Source organism: Roseburia sp. AF15-21, from assembly GCF_003479505.1.
Lineage (GTDB): Bacteria > Bacillota > Clostridia > Lachnospirales > Lachnospiraceae > Roseburia_C > Roseburia_C amylophila.
In genome coordinates this window covers 63,018-83,960 of sequence record NZ_QUHG01000005.1, presented here as the reverse complement: position 1 = coordinate 83,960, position 20,943 = coordinate 63,018, and the positions used below count along the sequence as shown (strand labels likewise).

The following is a 20,943-nucleotide window of genomic DNA, read 5'->3' as shown; positions in this document are numbered from 1 at the left end:
GATAAATTTCTTGCTTTTTGAAAGAGCGATAGACGGGGCTCGAACCCGCGGTCTCGACCTTGGCAAGGTCGCGCGTTACCAACTACGCCACTATCGCATATGCAATTGTATTCTGCAAAGCGGGTGATGGGAATCGAACCCACGTATCCAGCTTGGAAGGCTGGTGTTCTACCATTGAACTACACCCGCAGTTCATTGCCTTTCGGCAATGCCCAGTTCCGGAATCGAACCAGAGACACGAGGATTTTCAGTCCTCTGCTCTACCAACTGAGCTAACTGGGCTTGTGCTGTAAAGCACTCACAGCACTGATTATTTTATCGGAAAAAGCAGGGGTTGTCAAGACAATTTTCCTGCTTTTTTCATTTTTTCATTTTTATTCCGGTGGCACGATAACTCTGTTCCGTTTTTATGCATTTCGGCTTTATTCTACGGTAATAAGTGCCATGGAATAAGATGGCAGTGTCAGTTCATTATTATCCAGCGTAATTGTATCTTCTCCGGTCAGAAGCATTCCACCGATAGTACCTTCTCCGCCTAAATCTACACCTGAAATGTCAACCTTCTGAGTTTCCTGGGAAAGATTAAATACCAGTAATGTGGTTTTACCATCATATGTCTTGGTAATTGCTGCTATATTCTTATCAGAAAGATTCTCTACATTTGCAGCGATACCACGGGCGATTTCCGGATAACGGTTTCTCAGGCGGATTGCCTGTTTGAAATAATTATAAATGGAATCCGGGTCATCCTGCTGGTCTTCCAAGCTTCCATTTGTCATCTTAATGCTTTCCATTCCATCCGGCCCTTTACACATACCCTCTGCAGATGCATCTGAGGACCACTGCATTGGTGCACGCTTATTTTCATCTTTTCCAGAGCCTTTCATACCAATTTCTTCCCCATAATAAAGAAATACATTGCCGCTCATCATAAGATTCATGGCTCCGGCAGTCTTAATCTGTGCAGCCTTATACTCGCCGCTATAGTATCCGGCACCTCTTGCCATATCATGATTTGTATAAAACGGTGCATCAATATAATTTTCATTATACTGGCTTAAAAGCTCATCCATTTTGCCGCAGACATTGGCATATCCTTTTGCTCCGGACTCTGAGCTTCCTTTTACTGCATTGGCAATAATCCCATCGCCATCTCCAAAATCAAAATTGAATACACTATCAATTCCACTTTCCAGATATTTTGCATATGTCTCACGATCCGTCCAGACCTCTGCCACGATATAGGAATTCTCATCTTTTGCCTTTACCATATCATTAAACCATTTTAAGACTTCCACATTTTCTGTGGTATTATCTGAAAAATATTCTTTGGCACCATCCATACGGAAACCATCTACCCCAAGATCCATCCAGAAGGATGTAATCTCATCAAATTCAGCTCTCACCGCTTCACAGTCAAGGTTCAAATCCGGCATTTCACTCCAGAATTTTCCTTCATAATACCAATTGCTGCTGCCAGCTTTATAATACACACTGCTTAACTGATCTGTTGTAAAGTTATAATAATCTACATACGGACAAACGCTGCTATCCGGCTGCTGTCCGTCACTTAGTCCCTCCAGATATTCCACTGCCTGTGTAAACCATGGGTGTTTCGATGATGTATGGTTAATCGGGAAATCAATAATCACACGGATTCCGCGCTTGTGACATGCTTCGATTAACTGTTTAAAATCATCTATAGTTCCATACTGCTCATCAATATTTTCATAATCAGAAATGTCATATTTATGGTAGGTCGGTGATGGCATGATCGGCATCAGCCAGATTCCATTACAGCCAAGGTCTGTATCTGTACTGTCATCTCCATCATTGATATAATCCAGTTTATCAATTAATCCCTGGATATCTCCGATTCCATCTCCATCACTGTCATAAAAGCTATATAAAAACACTTCATAATAGGTGCGGTATTTATCATCAATGATATTCAGTTCTCCTGCATTTGCCTTTGCCATAGCAGAGTCTTCCACACTTGCGGTCTTTTCAGTTTCTGTCGCCGCAGCAGTCTCTGTTCCCGCAGCATTGTTATCCTGTCTGCCGCCACAGCCGGCACTTATAGTTCCAAGGGTAAGGCACAATGCAAGAAGTAACGCCTGTAGTCTTTTTTTCATATGATTCTCCTTTTCTTCTCTTTCTTATTTCATTGAAATGAAGGGGTGATGTAAATGCGATGCTTTTGTTCTGCATTTGAAATAACAGGTATTTTCATTCAGACAGAATGTGTCTCAATTCTTGGCAGTACATTTTTCTGATTTTCAGATGTCTTGCCACTGCTTTGACTGGATGCAGTGGGTGTCCGGCTGATACGGATACCTCATGCAACCGGTAAGGGGCGCTAAGAATTTCAATCTACATTACATCTATTCCGGCAACCGGCGCAAAGTCACATCCGTGTTCCAGTTGCGCCTCGTTGGCACGTCCTGTGCCAACGTTGCCGGTTGCCAGATGAAATTCCAAGCGCCCCTAACCAGTCACAAAATGGTATCCGTATTCAGCCGGACAACCACTTGCATTCTGTCAAACATTGGAAAGACAGATGATAATAAGAAACGAAAAATGTGCTGGTTAGAATTGGAGCATTCTGTCTGGAAAATAACGTTATTTCAAATGCAGAACAATGAAGTATTAAATCCCACACCCTTCATTATCAACTGATATAACAAAGAGAGGCAAAAAACTGCCTCTCTTTTAAACATTTTAAACGGCTGTGAAATTTAGCCTTTTACTGCTCCACTCATTCCTTCTACATAGAATTTCTGTGTAAACATAAAGAGGATAGCAATCGGAATTGATACTACTACAGCACCTGCTGCAAAACATGTATACCAGCTGTTGATATACTCTTTCTCTAACATCTTCCATAAACCGATAGATACGGTAAACTGGTCTGCATTTGCACCACAGATAACCTTTGCAAATACGAAGTCAATCCATGGTCCCATGAAGGAAGTCAGGATGGTATATACAATAATTGGTTTACTAAGCGGAATGGTAATCTTAGTAAATACCTGCCATCTGCTTGCTCCATCGATGATTGCTGCCTCATCTAAGGACTTTGGAATGGTATCAAAGAATCCCTTTGCTACATAGAATCCAACACCACTACCTGCGGAGAATACAATAATCAACGCAATACGAATCATGGATCCTTCGGATAATCCCAGTGCCTTTAAGATAAAGTATACCGCAATCATGGACATGAAGGATGGGAACAGACCTAAAATCATTGCAATATTCATAAACGGTTTTCTCATTTTAAAACGCATTCTTGACATACAGTATGAAACTGAAAGTACAAAGATGGTTGAAATGATACAGGTAAAGATTGCAATAATCAGTGTATTCATGAACATCTTAGGGAAGTTCAGGATACTTGTATCTGTAAATATTTTAATATAATTGTCAAAAGTATAACTCTTCGGGAAGAAGGTCTCAACATAAGAACCTTTCTCCGCACGGAAGCTTGTAAGTACTACCCAGAATACCGGAAGTACCCAGATAAATGCTAATACTGCAAGAAATATATGAACCAAAACATTTACAAGTGTTTTACGTACTTTTGCGCCAGATGTGGCTGTTTTCTGCTTACTCATTACATGAATCCCTCCTCATCTTTGTAGGATGTGGTATTTCGATAAGTAACCAGGGCAACAATAGCCAATACCACGAATGTCATAATACCAATAACGGCACCCAGGTTATAATATTTCTTATCAACAGTCAACTTATACAACCAGGTAACCAGAAGGTCTGTCTTTCCTGCGGTTGCATCCACCGGCGTAGGATTTCCTCCGGACAGAAGGTAAATAACATTGAAGTTGTTGATGTTTCCTGTAAACTGCGTAATTAAGTACGGTGTCATTACGAATAACATATATGGCAGAGTAATTTTGAAGAAAGTCTGGACAGCGTTAGCACCGTCAATCTTTGCTGCTTCGTATAACTCAGCCGGAATGTTCTGTAAAATACCGGTTACCTGAAGAATCGTATATGGAATACCTACCCACAGGTTGATTACAATAACGGTAACTCTCGCCCAGATTGCCTTGGTAAAGAATGGCAATGCAGTGTCGATAATACCATATTTCATAAGCAGCGTGTTAACAATACCGGTTGGCTGTAACATACTTCTCATAATCAGAAGGGAAACGAACTGTGGTACTGCGATAGATAATACAAAGCAGAATCTCCAGAATCCCTTTGCCCTTGTTTCTTTCCGGTTGATAATGATTGCAAGAATCATACCAAAAATATAGTTTAATGCTGTTGCAAACACAGCCCAGATCAGGGTCCATCCTAATACGGAATAGAACTGTTTTCCAATACTGTCTCCAACATTCAATATTTTCTTAAAGGTAGCAAATCCAACCCAGTCGAATAACACTAAGTGTTCTCCAGACGTACTGTAGTTGGTAAATGCCATTGTAATATTGTAAATCAATGGAAGAACAGTAAAGAGCAAAATTCCCGTCAGTGGGAGTGCCAACAGCAATTTATGTAAATTTTGATCAAACAAACTCTTGAAGTCTTCTTTAAATGTGTTTAAATGCTTACCTGCTTTTGCCAGCAGTTCTGATTTATATGAACTTTTTACTGCTTCCCTCCATACAATGATAAACATGAAGGTAAGATATAATGTTGCAACTCCATAAAGTAAGATAAGCTGTGAATTATCACCAGCCTGATATTCATAAATACTCTTTGCATCATTCCATACCTTTTCCTGCTCTCTCCATCCAAGTGATGGCAGCATGGAAACTGCATAGAATCCATAAGAAATCATGTAATAAAGATACACAACCTCAATTGCCAAAAACATAAGACCTTTTACAATCTGTTTATGTGCAATATTGCCCAAGCCCATGATTAACATGGAGAGCTTAGTAATTACATTTCCCTTAACTAACGCACCAGTAACGGTATATGGTGTCTGAAACTCTTTTACTTTTTTCTTTTTCGTAGCAGCCTTCTTCACGCTATGGGCCTCCTATACTCTCTATAGTAAGACATCCAGGGTACCGTTTCCGGTATCCTGGAGTCCCCGGTTCTTTTTCAAACCGCTTTTTTAGGAATTCTTATAATGAACTTCCAATTACATCTTCTGCTTATTCAGCAACGTCTGTATTCATAGTTGTGTTCATTTCTTCTGTCTTCTCAGCAGCGTTGTCTTTTGTTACTTCGCCAGACTGGATATTTTTACCCATATTCTCTGCTGGTGACCAGTAGTTACCCATTTCTTTACATAATGGCTGCATGATAGATGTATCTGTCATAACATTTGTAACTGCTGTTGCGATTGGATCGTCAGCTAAAGAGATGTTGATGTTTGAAGGAAGGATGTTTCTCATTTCATAATGAGCTGTCTGAGCCTTCTCACCTGCTAAGTAAGCTGCAAGAGACATAGCTACCTGCTGGTTCTCAGCATTAGGGTTAACACCGATTGCTTTAGATCCGATGAAGGATTTCATCTGGCCTTCTTTTCCGTCGATTGTAACGGTAGGAAGAGCTGCAACACCCATGTTGTCACCAAGTTTTTCTTTAACTGCATCAGCATCCCATGTTCCGGAGAATACTGCTGCTACACTGTCGCCTAATCCAGCAAGACCAGATCCGTCAGCATCTACTAAGAAGTTAGGATTTGCTGCTAAGTCTACTAAGTACTCTGTAACTGCTGCTGCTTTGTCTCCACCGAAGTCGATACCAGCATCTGTATCAGTTCCATCACCGAATAATGTACATCCGTTAGCTACATAGAATGCCTGAATATACCAGGAATCAGTTAATTTGAAAGAAACTTTCTTTCCAGCTTCTCCAGCTTTCTCTAACATTGTATCAAAGTTCTTTACGTCATCCTCTGAGAATACGCTCTTATCATAGTACATGAACCATGTATTAGAGGTAAATGGGAATGCTACTACTGAATCGTTGTATGTAACAGATGCAAGAATAGAATCAGAGTTTGTAGATGTTACATATCCAAGATAATCTCCACCAAGCTCTGATAATGCGCCTGCAGATACCAGATCCGGGATGTTATCGTTAGCAAGCATGTAAACGTCTGCTGCTGCTTCAACGTCTTTTGTTACGTTGTCTTTTGCTTCACCCTCTGCACATACACCATAATTGAAGTTGATTTTCCAGTTTGGATGCTCAGCTGCAAATGCTTCACACTGATCCTGAAGCCAGTTTGTATCCTGATCTTCCTGTGGGCTCCATACTGTTAAGTCACCCTCCCAAGCTTCATCTTCTGCTGCAGCTGGTTTTTCTGTTTCTACTGCTGCTTCAGTATCTTTCTTTTCTGTGTTCTTGTCTGCGTCTTTGCTACCGCATCCTACCATGGATACTGCCATAGCTGTTACAAGAAATAATGATAATGCTTTCTTTTTCATTTTCTTCCTCCTTAAAAATGTGATTTCGATTAAGCATTTATATAAAACGGTAATCCGTTCTATATCATATAGAAATTATCTGCGGTATACTGCCGCAATGGTGCGGATCCACGCTCTTCGTTCTTCACTCAGAGTATCTTTTCCCACCCGCCATTTCCAGTTCTGTCCGACTGTGGATGGCTGATTCATTCTGGCTTCATTGCCAAGCTGTAAAATATCCTGCATTGGAATAATTACCACATCCGCTATGCTTGAATAAGCCAGACGGATTAAGGCGTCCGGAATTTCTTCCTTCGAGCCGATATTCAAATATTCATAGAGGTAAGCCAGTTCATATTCTGTCTTATCCCGGAAATAACCAACAACAGTATCATTATCATGTGTTCCGGTATATACCACTATGTTATTTTCTTCAAAGTTATGTGGAAGATTTTCATTTCCTGTATTTCCATCAAATGCAAACATCAGGATTTTACTTCCAGGCCATCCAATTCTTGCAAGAAGCTTTCTGCTTCCGGCGATGGCACTTCCGGCATTGTCTGCTATGATTCTGCAGTCACCGGCACTTTCTTCCATCACATCTGTCAATTTCTTTCCAGGACCCTTGTTCCATTTCCCATTGCAGCAATCCTTTTCCCGAAACGGAATCGTATAGTACCTTACAACTCCAAGGAAGTGGTCAATCCGGATTACATCATATAACGCTGCGTTTTTCTCAATCCGGTGTCTCCACCAGTCAAACCGGTACTCTTCCATATAAGAGTAGTCATATACGGGATTGCCCCATTTCTGACCTTCTTCTGAAAAATTATCCGGCGGGCTGCCTGCTACATACTGCTGGCTTCCGTCTTCTTCTAATAAGAAGAGTTTCCGGTCTGCCCACACATCGGCACTGTCCATTGCCATATACAGCGGTATGTCCCCAATAATCTGTATTCCTCTTGTATTTGCGTACTGTTTTAAGAATTTCCACTGTTCATAAAATTTATACTGGCAGAATTTCCAAAACAGGATCTCTTCTTTTAGTAATTCTGTGTATTCCTGTAATGCCTCCGGTGTACGATTTCTGATTCCCGGTTCCCATGCCATCCATTCCCGGTTATTTTCTTTTCCTTTGACTGCCATGAACAATGCATAATCAGCCAGCCAGCAATCATTGTCTTCTTCAAACTTCCGGAAAGAAGGCTTTGCGGTATCAAACCGTTCAAATGCTTTCTTTAATATCTGAAAACGGTTTTCAAAAAGATTGGCATAATCAACATCTTTCTCATCTGCACCCCAGTTATAGCTTCGAATCTCGCTTTCCATAAGCAGACCGTCGCGAACCAGGTCATCTAAATCTATCAAATACGGATTTCCTGCAAATGCTGATATTGACTGATACGGGCTGTCTCCAAAACTGGTTGGTCCAATCGGAAGTATCTGCCAGTATCTTTGTTTCAGGTCTACAAGTAAGTCTACGAAATTGAAAGCTGCATCACCCAGAGTTCCGATTCCATAATCAGATGGAAGACTTGTTATTGCCATCAGGATTCCTGCTCCTCTGGTTAGTCTCTTTGCCTCCAATGTTTTTCCCCCACATCGGTTTTTGTTTTTTGCTTTTCGTTAATTTTCGTATCTGAGGTTATTTTACGTCTTTTTAACAACTTTGTCAAACAAAACAGTCCTTTTAGCATCATTTTTGCCGTTTTTAACGGAATTCGCATTGTTTTTTTGGTTATATTGCTATTTAAAACCCTGTTTTTTTCGAAAAATAATATTTTGCAGTACTTGCACCTGTCATGCAAATTCTATATAATACAGAATATAAGAGGTTTTTGATATGATTTTACTTAAAATATACCAGATTTATGGAGGCTTGTTATGGTCACAATTAAAGATATTGCCAACCGGCTCGGTATTTCCGTCAGCACTGTTTCCAAAGGATTAAACGGTGCCAGTGATATCAGTGAAGATTTACGGCAGATGGTTCTTGATACCGCTGTAGAAATGGGATATCAGTCCAAGAAGATGAAAAAGGACGAAAACAAGAAGCTTTGCCTTTTTATAGAAAATATGGACTATGAAACAGCCAACCAGTTCGGATACGAAATCATCCTGGGTTTCCGTCAGGCTGCTTTCCGGGATGGCTGGTCCGTCAGTGTAATTCCGGTTACTCCGGCTTTCCAGATGACTGAAAAATATGATACTTACATGTTAAAGAACGGTTATTCCGGCGGGTTCCTGGTAGGCTTTGCTCTCCATGATGACTGGATGCGGCAGCTTGCCTTCACCTCCATTCCGACCGTTCTTTTCGATAATTATATTAAGAAGAATCCACATGTGTGCTATGTAGGAACAGATAACTCTGAAGGAATTGAATCTGCAGTCGACCATCTCTATCAGCTTGGTCACAAAAAGATTGCTTTTCTCAACGGTTCTCTCTATTCCATGGTCAGTGAGAAACGCTATCAGGCATATTTAGATGCCATGAAATCCCACAATCTTCCAGTAGAAGAAGATATGGTTGCACATGGCTACTATGTTGCAGACAGTGCAAAATATCATGTACCGAATTTTCTTGCTGCCGGAGCAACAGCAATTCTCTGTGGTAATGACCTGATTGCTTCCGGAGTCATTACAGAATGCCGGCTTCGAGGTTTTTCTGTTCCGGATGATATCAGTGTGGTTGGTTTTGACGACCTGCCGATTTCTTCTTTCTTAGAGCCGCCACTGACTACAGTCCGTCAGGAAAGAACCGAGCTCGGCAAATGTGGATATGCTGCTCTGAGTAACCTTATTAATCATGTCTCCGTCAGCATGACTTTACTGCGTCCGCAGCTTATTACAAGAGCTTCTACTGCTCCATGTGCAGAGAGAGAAGAAGAGGCAGAAGAAGAATAGGACTATTCACAAAGGGAACATCACAACAATGGAAATGTGCTTTGCGGATTTCCGGCATAAAAAAAAAGAAAACGACCGTTTCCTTTTTTAATGCCCGCGACCGGAATCGAACCGGTACTGTGTCACCACAACAGGATTTTAAGTCCTGCGCGTCTGCCAGTTCCGCCACGCGGGCAAGCATCTTTTTATGGTTACATAAAAAAATTCTCATTGCATAACCACAACGAGAATGGGCAGAGGTGGATTCGAACCACCGAAGCAATTTGCAGCAGATTTACAGTCTGTCCCCTTTGGCCACTCGGGAATCTGCCCATTTATCAGTCATTAATTGTCCTGACGAATATAGATTATAGCATAACGCCCTGCTGTGTGCAAGGCGTTTTATGCATTTTTTGCATTTTTTATTCTTCCGGATTCTTTCCTTTCAGAATGACAGCTGCATGCTTTGGCAATGTAATATCCAATCTTCCATTGTCGATGTCATAGCTGACAGAAGAAATGGAGTATCCATTTTCACTGGTAAAAAGTATCTGTTCTAAAGTTCCATACTTCGGAAGCCCCACTGCCCATACAGACAAATCAATGTGCCGGATATTTTCATCATTATTTACAATAATGACAAACTGCTGTTCCCGGTTAAATCTTCCATAGCAGAGAAGATTATCCTCACCATTTAAAAATTTCACACTTCCGGTACGAAGTGCCGGGTTTTCTTTATGAATTCTGATGATATCACGATGGAAACGAATCAGTTCTTTATCTTCCCGGCCCCACGGATAAGTTCTGCGGTTATCCGGATCTGTAAATCCACATAGTCCGGCTTCATCACCGTAATAAACGGTAGGTGCTCCCGGCCAGGTCATCTGAATAACAACCGCCTCCCGTAGAACCGCTGTATTTACGCCCTCTTCTGCCGCTTTTGTTCCAAGGTGTTCCACTCTACCTACTTTATGATTGGTTCTGGTTAAAAATCTGGAATGGTCATGGTTGGAAAGTTCATTCATGGAGCACTGCAGCGATGGTGTCAAAAAGCTTGCCATATAATGCTTCATAGCGCCTTTAAAGTTCTCAAACTTTCCTATATTTTCCGGTTTAAAATCATCACTGTGTTTCTCCATTCCGGTAAGGAACCATGTCACCGGCTCCATAAAAGCATCATAGTTCATAACTGTATCCCACTGGTCTCCACCCAGCCAGTCTCTCGGGTCGCCGTAATGTTCTGCCAAAATCACTGCCTGTGGGTTGGCTTTCTTTACGGCATCACGGAATTCTCTCCAGAACTGATGGTTATATTCCGGACTGTGTCCCAGATCTGCCGCAACATCCAGTCTCCAGCCATCGGCATTATAAGGTGGAGAAACCCATTTTGCAGCCACATGCAGAATATAATCATGCAATGTATCTGAATCTTCGTAATTAAGCTTCGGCAATGTATCATGTCCCCACCAGCCATCGTAACTTCCGTTATCCGGCCACGCATTTTGATCATGGAACTGGAAAAAGTCATTGTACGGACTGTCCTTGCTGATATAGGCTCCCGGTTCATAGCCTGCTTCACTACGGTAGATTTTTTCACGATCCAGCCATTTATTAAAGGAACCGCAATGATTAAACACTCCATCCAGGATGACGCGGATGCCCCTCTGGTGCGCTTCCTTTACCAGCGTTGCAAAAAGTTCATTGCTTGCCTCCAAATTCCGTTTATCCGTCACGCGGGTGATATAGCGGCTGGCATGCTGGTTATTGCGGTCACCCGGTTGTAAAAGTTCTCCCTCATCCACCACTATTTTGCCGTAATGCGGGTCAATATAATCGTAATCCTGAATATCATACTTATGATTGGACGGAGAAACGAACAGTGGATTGAAGTATATCACCTCTATTCCAAGTTCTGTGAGATAATCCATTTTCTTTCTCACGCCCTCTAAATCTCCGCCATAAAATTCTGCTACCGAAAAATTCTCCGGGCATTTCTCCCAGTTATCTACCTTCTGACTGGTAGCACGGATATAGAAATATTCATCCGTCAACGGGTCGTTGGAAGTGTCTCCATTGTAAAAACGGTCTGTTAAAATCTGATACATAACCGCCCCTTTTGCCCAGTCCGGCGTGGAAAAACCCGGTACAATTTCAAAATTATACTGCGGTCTTGGTGTCTGATTCACGCCATAGCGGTCAAAGATACAGTGAAGCATTCCCGTCTCAATTTCAAAGTAATAGTAGAAATGCTCCTCTGTCATACGGATTTCTACGGAATAATAATCAAAGAGCCCCTCTGACTCGGTCTTTTCCATAAAATATTTTTTCTGTTCTGTACAAAGCCAGACTGCATCTACATTATCTCTTGCTGTACGAAAACGAATGGTCACCAGCTCTCCGACTTTGGGTTCTGCCGGACTACGATAATCTTCTGTTCCATCAGAAAAGAGTGCGCGTTTTCTAAGAATCGGGCGCATCTGCATAATATACTGCTGAATTCTGTTCAATTCATAAATCGATTGCTGTTTCTTCATCATCTTACAACAAGCCTCTCGTTTCTAAATAATTATTTTTATTACTATAATATACGAAAGTTCCAAAGATTACAACCAGAAAAGGACGGATACATTTTCCGTATCCGTCCCCTCTTTAAAGAAGTAACTCTATGAAATCTATTATATACCTAACTCCGCCTTTACGTCTGATACCCATTCTTCTACGGTACCATACCATTCAATCATTTCATTTAATTTGTCTTCTTCAATTTCAGTGTCTCCCTCTAACAGCTCTTTGTGCTGCTGTAAGACATCTGCCATTTCAACCATGGTATCAATCACATCCTGGTCGTATGCATCCGGATTCGCATTGATGGCATTCGCTACTTCATTGAATGATGTGCTTGCTTTATTGAATGCATCAATTGCAGCCTGTTTATCCGTTCCCCCGCAGGCAGCCAGTGAAATGCACATAGTTAATACCACTAAACATGAAATTATTTTCTTCATTTTTATCTTCCTCCTGTCTTTTGTGTGTCATCCTCGACTTAGATATATTTTACCATTCTTTCTTATCCAGCAGGAGATTCACGTCTCAAACGGCAGTAAAATGTACTGAATCGACATTCTTTTCCGACAGATTCAGACGGAGTACAAAATACTCTTTTTCCAATGAAAATGTATATACACCTCCATAGCGTTCCACAATGGCACAGATACTCCGGGTTCCGATACCATGTCCTTTTTTCTTTGAAACCGGGACTCCGTTTTCGAAGATTGGTGCTCCGGCACAGGAGTTTTTTATCTGTAAAAATACCTGCTGCTGTTTTTCATAAATCTGTACTTCTATTCTGGCTTCTTTTCCCTCTTTTTGTACTTCCCTGCAGGCATGGATGGCATTTTCCAGGGCATTAGACAATAGCACACACAAGTCAGTATCACTTATCACCGTCTTCGCTTTCATGCCGCCTTCCACTTTCATCACAATTCCTTCCGCTTCTGCCCTTCCTGCAAAGGATGACAAAATCAGATTCGCAGCTTCGTTTTCACAATACTGTATCACCTTCTGCTGTTCCAGCTCATTACAGATATCAGATATATAATCCTCTGCCTTCTGTATCTGATGGTTCTCCAAACAGGCATATAGATATTGTAAATGATGACGCAGGTCATGGCGGTAACGGCTGGCCAGATTCTGCGACTCCCGCAACGCCGTTATTTCACGCATGGACTGTGCTACCTGCATATCAAGGCTTTTCTGAATCTCCTTCATCCGGTTTTCTTCCTGCCCTTTTGTAAAGTTATACAACAAGAACACAAGATATGCCCCGCAACAGATAAACGGCATAAATTCCACAACAACCGGAGCCCCACTGGACAAAAGATCTGTGTACACCCTTGTCAGATAATCAAATACATAATACAGCACCGGTATCACACCAAACTGGCACTGCATTTTTCTGGAATAACCAGAAATATAGCGGACTGCCGGCGTCATAAAGTGCATCAGTCCAAACAGTAGTGGCAGCGTAATCAATAATTCCACCACATCCAGCATCAATACTCCTCCACCCAAAATTTCTACTGCAAGAAGTGCCAGCCAGCGTCGTAACTGGCAGCAAAGGTAGGCTGCCATCACAGAGAAAAATGGCCATAGCAATTTACCGGTCAGTCCACATAACAGTAAAATCAACGGAACATGTACCAGCAGCGGATAAATCTGCCTCAAAAAGCCATCATCCCATACATAGTAAATAATCCCCTGTGCAATCGGAATCAGTGCGATGCATATCCAGAATATGATCCGGTTTTTCCGCCGGTCCAGTGCATCACAGAAGGACGCCGCCAGCACACTTCCAAAAACACTGACTGCCACATTGTTAAGAAGGGACATCCAAAGGCTCATAACGTCACCTGCCCATCTTCAAATGCATTTTTCAGAAATGCACTCTTTATTTCATTGTATTTTCCTCTTGGAACAGGAATTTCCACAAGGCTTGACATCGTAATGGTACGATAAGAAAGATTCTTTATATATTCCAGATTCACAAGATATGAACGATGTGGACGTATAAAAGTTCCATAAGGCATAAGCTGCCGGCCCAGTTCATCCAGGCTGCCGCTACATTCATATACCATCCCATCGGCCAGATGTATCAATAAGGTTCTGTGAATCACTTCACAGTATTCCAGCTGCTTTAACTCAATCCGGGCAATTCCCGTCTTACAGCGCAGTACAATACTGCTGCCATGCTCTTTATCCATCTGTTCTAACACAGAATCCAGCAGATGATAGAATCCGCCCTTTTCAATCGGCTTCAACTGGTAATAATATGCTTTCACCTCATAAGACTGCACCGCAAACTCCACCGAAGAAGTAAGAAAAATAATTTTGATATTATTATCAAACTTCCGAATCTCGGATGCCGTTTGGATTCCATCTACCCCCGGCATTAAAATATCCAAAAACAAAATGTCAAAGCGGGTTCCTTTTTCCATTTCATTCAGTAAATCCAGCGGACTGTGATAGACTTTTGCATCTATTCTGTAATCACGCTCCCTGCGATACTCCTCCAGTAAGCTCTGCAGTTCTTTTAAAACCGTATCGTCATCATCGCAAAATGCTGCCTTTATCATGTTGTATCTCCCATCTATGTATCAGCTTTATCGAAATATTCTTTTCTTAAGATTCATTATAGGCAGTTTTAGGACCGATGTCCACTGTTTGAGGGATGGGAGTTTTCTATGCGAGATAAGTGAGGGAAAAACTCCCTCACTTCCGCGATAGGCTCGGGAACAAGTTCCCTCGCTATCGCGGTATTCGTCAAAGTTCCAAGCTGTAAAAAAGAAACTCAAGCAAGCTTGGTTTCTTTTCCTCGCCTGTCACTTTTCCTCATTACTCGCGTAAAAAAAAGACGACCTTTCGCACGGTCGTCCTTTTAGGAGAAGGTATTTTTACTATGGGGTGTAGCAAAAATTATATAATGTATTGGGGGGTTTTTACGTTAATTATAGTACCATTTTCCCATTCAAAAGTGTGCACAAACTTCCAAAAAAATTCACATTCCTTTTATTCAATCTGTATAGTTCATAAATTTCATGGCGAAAATACCACTTATTTTTTGCACAAAAGAATGGCTTTTTTAGGCTTCTATTTTGGTCTGACCATTTTTCTGCTCTTTTCCTCATTACTCGCGTAAAAAAAAGACAGCCACCGATCGGCTGCCCTTTTAAGGAGAAGGTATTTTTACTATGGGGTGTAGTAAAAACTATATATATAATGTATTGGGGGGTTTTTACGTTAATTATAGTATCACCTCTCCCGTTTAAAGTGTGCACAAACTTCACAAAAGTTGTGCCTACTTTTTGTATACTTTATATAGTACCTTTTTCCCATTTTCGAAAAAACTTTCTATTTGTGTTCTATTCCTCCGTTGTCTCAGTTACAACATCAGCTCCGCTCTGGAATAATGCTTCAAATTCATCTCTTCCAATCTTTTCTTTTTCCAAAAGAAGGTCTGCTGATTTATGGAGTACATCACTATTTTCCTGAATGATTGCCCTTGCTTTGGCATAGCATTCGTCAATGATACGTTTTACTTCTTCATCAATTTTGGATGCCACACCCTCGCCATAGCCTCTGGTATGTGCAAGGTCTCTTCCGATAAACACTTCGTCATCATCATTGTTATAATTAATCAGTCCGACATTTTCAGAAAATCCATATTTCGTTACCATTGCTTTGGCAAGCTCGGTTGCCTGCTTGATATCCTGTGAAGCTCCGGTTGTGATATCATCAAAAATCAACTCTTCTGCCACACGTCCACCTAAGGAAACAATTATCTGCTGCAGCATTCTTCCCTTGGTATCAAACATTTCATCACGCTCCGGCAATGGCATCGTATAGCCTGCTGCTCCACCACCGGTTGGGATAATGGATACGGTATATACCGGTCCCACATCTGGAAGTACATGGAATAAAATCGCATGACCCGATTCGTGATATGCGGTAATCTTCTTTTCTTTCTCGGTAATAATCCGGCTCTTCTTCTCCGGACCGACACCTACTTTCAAGAAGGATTCCTTAATATCTTTCTGGATAATATAACTTCTGTTTTCTTTGGCTGCAACAATTGCCGCCTCATTTAAAAGATTCTCCAGGTCTGCTCCGGTAAAACCTGCTGTAGTCTGTGCAATCTGTTTCAAATCCACATCCTCTGCCAGGGGTTTATTCTTTGCATGTACCTTTAAGATTTCTTCTCTTCCACCAATATCCGGACGCCCCACATGTACCTTACGGTCAAATCTGCCCGGACGCATAATTGCAGGGTCTAAGATATCAACACGGTTGGTTGCTGCCATTACGATAATTCCTTCGTTGACACCAAATCCGTCCATCTCTACCAGAAGCTGGTTCAAGGTCTGCTCCCGTTCATCATGCCCGCCGCCCATACCGGTTCCTCTTCTTCTTGCCACTGCATCAATCTCGTCGATAAATACGATACATGGTGCATTTTTCTTGGCATCTTCAAAAAGATCACGTACACGGGATGCGCCGACACCAACAAACATTTCTACGAAATCAGAACCGGAAATACTAAAGAACGGAACGCCTGCTTCTCCGGCAACTGCCTTGGCAAGCAGAGTCTTACCGGTTCCGGGAGGTCCCACCAGAAGAACTCCCTTCGGGATTCTCGCTCCCAGTCTGGTATACTTTCTCGGCTCTTTTAAAAAATCTACGATTTCTTCTAATTCTTCTTTTTCTTCCCGCAGTCCTGCCACATTTTCAAAGGTTACATTGCGGTTCTCATCGGTGGTCATCTTTGCCCGGCTTTTTCCAAAATTCATCATCTTGCTGCCACCACCACCGCCTGCCGCCTGATTGTTCATAACAATCATAAACAGAATAAACATTGCTCCAAACACAAGTAAGAGCGGCAATAAATTCATCAGCCAGTTTTCTGCCGGAATATCATTCACCACATAAGAAGTAAATTTTTCCTTATCCATCAGCGATTGAGCCTCACTGACATCCAGCACATATAAGGTCTCTTCTGACTTATCCGTTTTGACAATATCCAGTCTTCCGGTTGGATAAACTCTGTTTGGCTGCACTTCTACAGATTTAATCTCATCATCAGCCAGTTCCTGTTTAAACTGGGCATAATTATAGTCATCCTGATTCAGATGCTGTCCGTCCAGTAAGAACCAGACCAAAACCACAACTACAATCAGACTGATATAAAAGCCCCATCCTCTATATGATTTCTTCACGCAAACTCCTTCCTATCCCAAATCAAGAATGCCAATGTATGGCAGATTGCGATAGCGCTGGTCATAATCAAGACCATATCCTACTACAAATTCATCCGGAATTTCAAAACCGGTATAATCTACCGCAACGTCTGTTATCCTGCGATCCGGTTTATCTAACATTGCACACAATTTTAAGCTCTTCGGTCCTCTGGCGGATAAATCATCCAGCAGATAACGCAGTGTTCTTCCTGTATCAATAATGTCTTCAATGACAATTACATTTCTACCTTCAATAGATTCTTCCAAATCTTTCTTTATGGTGATTTTTCCACTGGACACGGTTGACGCGCCATAACTGGAAACGCACATAAAATCAATTGTTACCGGCACGGTAATACGCTTTGCCAGTTCACAGGTAAAGAATATACTTCCCTTCAGTATGCAGATTAAATGAACGCTTTCACCTTCATAATCCTTGCTAATTCTTTCTCCTAATTCAGCAATTTTACGATCAAGTTCTTCCTCTGAGAGTAATACACGAATCTGCTCACTCATTGTCTTCTCTTCCTCCATGATATTGTATTTCCAAAATTGTCTTCGTTGTACTGCTTACTTTGTAATATGCACTGATCCGGTATCCCACAATCCACAGGATATGAGCACCGTCTGCCACCAACGGAATCGTGTCCCGCTGCTCTTTTAAAATTTTCTCATTTACAAAATACTGCTTCAGCTTCTGTGTTCTGCCCGTCTCATCCAGCACAAAATAATCGCCCGGCTGTCTGTTCCGAATCAAAAGACTATTTTTTATTTTATCATAATCCAGCCATTTCGTATACTTTTTTTTAGAAATTCCTTCCGGTAACTCTTCCCGTTTATAAATCCGACAGGTAAAACCCGGATGTTCTTCTATTAACATCCCACAACAACCGGATGGCTGACCGCTTTGTCGTCCGACCGGCTGACTGGAAGACTGACTGGATAGCATTCCTACCGGTTCTGTAATTTTATGCTCCGGTTGTTTTTCACACTTTTGCAGACGCACACCGCCATAAGTCCGCTCTGCCACCACCTGATAAGGCAGGTTCACGCTTCTTCCCGTCTGCATGGCAAAAAGTTTCTGTACCAGTTCTACATGGGTTCTTGTAATATCTTTACTGCTTGCGGCCGTCTCACAGATACACTCCTTTATAATGCCTGTATACAGGATTTCCGGTTCTTTTAAAAGCTCCTCCGATATCAGGAAAGCCTGCGTCTTTCGGAAATCTTTTTCTACATATTGTGCCTTTTTTTCTTCTATTACAGCAGACAGATATTCCTGCGTCTTCCGGATGTCATCCCCAAGCTGTTCCATATGGGCATAAACTCCGGCATTCAGTTTCTCCAACACCGGAAGCACCTGATTACGGATCCGGTTTCTGGTATAATCCAAAGATGCATTGGTAGCATCCGTACAGTAGCTTTCACCTTTTTCTTTTAAATAATTTTCGATTTCCACCCTTGCCGTATGAAGAAGCGGACGGATGATGCCATCTCTCACCGGCGGAATTCCAGCCATGCCACGCATGCCGCTGCCCCGGATCATATTCCAGAGCATGGTCTCTGCCAGATCATTACGGTTATGGGCAACTGCAATTTTCCCTTCCGGCGCACCCAATTCTTCTAACGCTTTATGAAAACTTTCGTATCGTAAATTTCTTCCCGCCTCTTCTTCCGAATATCCATGCTGCTTTGCATATTCCGGCACATCATAATCATAGCGGAATAGCTGCACCTGATACCGCCTGCAAAATTCCTCTACAAACGCTGCATCCTGAAGGCTTTCTTCGCCCCGGATGCCATGCTGCACATGGACTGCTGCCAGCGTAAAGGAAAGTTTTTCTTTCAATTCAAGTAGATGCAGCAGCAGGCATACGGAATCTGCACCACCGGACACTCCGGCAACCACTACATCCGACTGCTCAATCATATGATATTGTTCCAGAAAAGATTCTACACCAGGAATCATATTATTTCTCCCAAATTGCGGTAGCAAGCACCGTCATATCGTCTGCTGCCTTTCCTCCGGTAAAAAGTAACACCCGCTCTAAAATGCGCTTTGCAAGAATTGTTGCATTATTGGTCTCAATGCTTTCTATAATTTCCTGCATGGTTTCTTCCGGATTCGGCACATGTAAATATTCTAGCACACCATCTGATACCATGACAAGGAAATCTCCGTTATATAAGTCCTTTTCGCTTTTTTCCATATCCAGTTTATAAGACACGCCCACCGGAAGACTGGTGGAAATAAGACATTCCACTATGCCATTTCTCCGGATAAAGGTTGCCGCCGCTCCGATTTTATAAAAGTGGCAGGTTCCGTCATATAAATCCAGTTCACTGATATCCACCGTGGAAAATAAATCCTCCTGCCCTTTCATCACCATGGCAGAATTCATCATGCGGACTGCCGTTTCCACATCAAATCCCGCCTCCAGGAATTTTTCCACCAGTTCAATAACCATTTCACTTTCCTTGCAGGCAAGACTTCCAGAACCCATGCCATCCGATAAGCACATGACCATTTTTCCACTTTCCGGCTCCAAAAAGGAAAAGTTATCCCCGGAAACTGCTGCTCCATCCTTTACCATCCGGGCTACGCCATAAATTGCCTGAAACCGCGGCTCTTCTTCATAGGTATAGAGGTTGACGCCTTTTCCAATCAGCGTCTTGGTATCCTTCTCCGGAATCATGCGCCGGTTCAGTGCTCCGGCTACTGCCTTTGTCAGTTCTCTCGTAGTGACACAGCCATCTTTTACCATGACTTTCATCACAAGCTGCCAGCGGCCGTTTTCCTTTTCCCAGAGTTGTTCATCAATCACTTTTATGCCCCGCTCTCTTGCCCGGTAAGCTATGTCCTGCAGATTTGCCCGGCACTCTTCTGTAATATTTTTCTGCTTCTTTGCACAATCCTCCATGATATATGCCATGGCATCCAGCTGCTCGGCTATGACCTCACGGTTTTCTACCAGCCGGTTGTACCACGCCATATTTAAAGAAGCTTTTTCAAATATCCGAAGAGCCTCCGCCGTCATTTCCTGCATATAGGGGCAATATTCTTCCATTTTCTTTTCAATATCGCGGTTTGTCTTTCCCGCCTCCCGGATAGATTGCAGCAGTGACGACAAATAGCCGTACATGGGGCTGTCATCCTTTTCCCAGCAAAGAGCACACTGGTCGCAGGAAACACACATTTTCCCGGTTATCTCATTTTGCATCCTGCCCATTTCCTCTGCCGAGAAACTGGTATGTTCCACATTCATCCGCCCGAATATATCTGAAAGGCTTTGAAAGGACTTTGCATAGGTCAGTAGTTTTTCTTCTTCATTACTCTTTATCTCCGGTATTGGCTGATTCACAAATGTGAATTCCAGAAAGCTATGTATGATACGGCTTAACACCATGGTGGCTGCAAATATAAAGACTCCTTCTAAGACCGCCATTTCCGTCCGCATCCCATCTCTTACGTTTAACATTTCTCCAAATACGGATAATAAGGTTGCCGAACAGCCTGCGCCAAAGGCAGCTATCCAGGTATAGCAGCCTTTATTTACCCATTCTGCCAGCTTGATGATTACTATGGTTACCAGCAGTGTCATTACATATTTTGTCATCAGTGTCAGCGGCAGCATAAATGCCATTCCAAGAAACATTCCAATTCCCAGCAGCAGCCGTCCGCCCCGTTCCAGGTAAGCTGCCGCAAAATATGCCGGGATAAAAGGGTAGCAGCCTGCAAATCCTAATTTACACACTGCTACCCCTATAAAACATATTACCGCCTGTTTCGTTCTCAATTTCTTCATTTCCATTGTTCCTCCTTCTCCTGTCATTTGTGACAGCAGAAGCTATTATAGAAATGTTTGTCCGAAATCTTT

The 20,943-nt window shown here is 42.2% G+C and carries 14 protein-coding genes and 5 tRNA genes; 1 reads left to right on the top strand and 18 read right to left on the bottom strand.

All coding sequences use genetic code 11. The annotated features are described in order from the left end of the window. Positions 1–24 precede the first annotated feature (24 nt). The 8 genes from DWW33_RS08755 to malQ form a co-directional block, all read right to left on the bottom strand. Positions 25–97, bottom strand: a tRNA-Gly gene (locus DWW33_RS08755). Between the two features lie 21 nt (positions 98–118). Then, positions 119–189: transfer RNA gene (locus DWW33_RS08750), tRNA-Gly, on the bottom strand. Positions 190–209: 20 nt separating this feature from the next. Continuing rightward, positions 210–282 (bottom strand) — tRNA-Phe (locus tag DWW33_RS08745). 140 nt (positions 283–422) lie between these two features. Next, positions 423–2,135, bottom strand: a complete 1,713-nt coding sequence (locus tag DWW33_RS08740) for an alpha-amylase family glycosyl hydrolase (RefSeq protein ID WP_118639293.1) — start codon at positions 2,133–2,135, stop codon at positions 423–425. A 603-nt stretch (positions 2,136–2,738) separates the two neighbouring features. Beyond that, the gene (locus DWW33_RS08735) at positions 2,739–3,617 is read right to left on the bottom strand and encodes a sugar ABC transporter permease (RefSeq protein ID WP_117947131.1); all 879 of its coding nucleotides are present in this window, start codon (positions 3,615–3,617) and stop codon (positions 2,739–2,741) included. Beyond that, positions 3,617–4,999: a carbohydrate ABC transporter permease gene (locus DWW33_RS08730; RefSeq protein WP_117947132.1), complete on the bottom strand. Its 1,383-nt coding sequence runs from the start codon at positions 4,997–4,999 to the stop codon at positions 3,617–3,619. Before DWW33_RS08730 ends, DWW33_RS08735 begins: the two co-directional genes overlap by 1 nt. Before the next feature lie 130 nt (positions 5,000–5,129). Further along, positions 5,130–6,413, bottom strand: coding sequence for an extracellular solute-binding protein (locus DWW33_RS08725; protein WP_117947133.1), 1,284 nt, complete (start codon positions 6,411–6,413; stop codon positions 5,130–5,132). 75 nt (positions 6,414–6,488) lie between these two features. Next, positions 6,489–7,940: a 4-alpha-glucanotransferase gene (malQ, locus tag DWW33_RS08720; RefSeq protein ID WP_197420814.1), complete on the bottom strand. Its 1,452-nt coding sequence runs from the start codon at positions 7,938–7,940 to the stop codon at positions 6,489–6,491. A 336-nt stretch (positions 7,941–8,276) separates the two neighbouring features. On the opposite strand from malQ, the gene DWW33_RS08715 reads away from it, so the two are divergent. Next, entirely contained in the window at positions 8,277–9,296 is a 1,020-nt protein-coding gene (locus tag DWW33_RS08715; RefSeq protein ID WP_117841617.1) for a LacI family DNA-binding transcriptional regulator, read from the top strand. Between the two features lie 91 nt (positions 9,297–9,387). Here DWW33_RS08715 and DWW33_RS08710 read toward each other — a convergent pair. The 10 genes from DWW33_RS08710 to DWW33_RS08665 form a co-directional block, all read right to left on the bottom strand. Further along, a tRNA-Leu gene (locus DWW33_RS08710) sits at positions 9,388–9,471 on the bottom strand. A 55-nt stretch (positions 9,472–9,526) separates the two neighbouring features. After that, a tRNA-Tyr gene (locus DWW33_RS08705) sits at positions 9,527–9,608 on the bottom strand. 89 nt (positions 9,609–9,697) lie between these two features. Continuing rightward, entirely contained in the window at positions 9,698–11,809 is a 2,112-nt protein-coding gene (locus tag DWW33_RS08700; RefSeq protein ID WP_118087983.1) for an alpha-glycosidase, read from the bottom strand. Positions 11,810–11,950: 141 nt separating this feature from the next. Next, positions 11,951–12,280, bottom strand: coding sequence for an LptM family lipoprotein (locus DWW33_RS08695; protein ID WP_118087832.1), 330 nt, complete (start codon positions 12,278–12,280; stop codon positions 11,951–11,953). A gap of 85 nt (positions 12,281–12,365) precedes the next feature. Further along, complete coding sequence (locus DWW33_RS08690) at positions 12,366–13,676, bottom strand: sensor histidine kinase (RefSeq protein WP_243088618.1); 1,311 nt, start codon at positions 13,674–13,676, stop codon at positions 12,366–12,368. Beyond that, the gene (locus DWW33_RS08685; RefSeq protein WP_118639292.1) at positions 13,673–14,407 is read right to left on the bottom strand and encodes a LytR/AlgR family response regulator transcription factor; all 735 of its coding nucleotides are present in this window, start codon (positions 14,405–14,407) and stop codon (positions 13,673–13,675) included. The genes DWW33_RS08690 and DWW33_RS08685 overlap by 4 nt, the downstream gene beginning before the upstream one ends. A 786-nt stretch (positions 14,408–15,193) precedes the next feature. Continuing rightward, positions 15,194–17,044, bottom strand: coding sequence for an ATP-dependent zinc metalloprotease FtsH (gene ftsH, locus DWW33_RS08680; RefSeq protein WP_022242335.1), 1,851 nt, complete (start codon positions 17,042–17,044; stop codon positions 15,194–15,196). Between the two features lie 12 nt (positions 17,045–17,056). Next, complete coding sequence (gene hpt, locus DWW33_RS08675; protein ID WP_022242336.1) at positions 17,057–17,581, bottom strand: hypoxanthine phosphoribosyltransferase; 525 nt, start codon at positions 17,579–17,581, stop codon at positions 17,057–17,059. Next, a complete protein-coding gene (gene tilS / locus DWW33_RS08670; RefSeq protein WP_118639291.1) occupies positions 17,574–19,034 on the bottom strand; it encodes a tRNA lysidine(34) synthetase TilS in 1,461 nt (486 codons plus the stop codon). The genes hpt and tilS overlap by 8 nt, the downstream gene beginning before the upstream one ends. A gap of 1 nt (position 19,035) precedes the next feature. Further along, positions 19,036–20,871: a SpoIIE family protein phosphatase gene (locus DWW33_RS08665; protein WP_243088616.1), complete on the bottom strand. Its 1,836-nt coding sequence runs from the start codon at positions 20,869–20,871 to the stop codon at positions 19,036–19,038. Positions 20,872–20,943 lie beyond the last annotated feature (72 nt).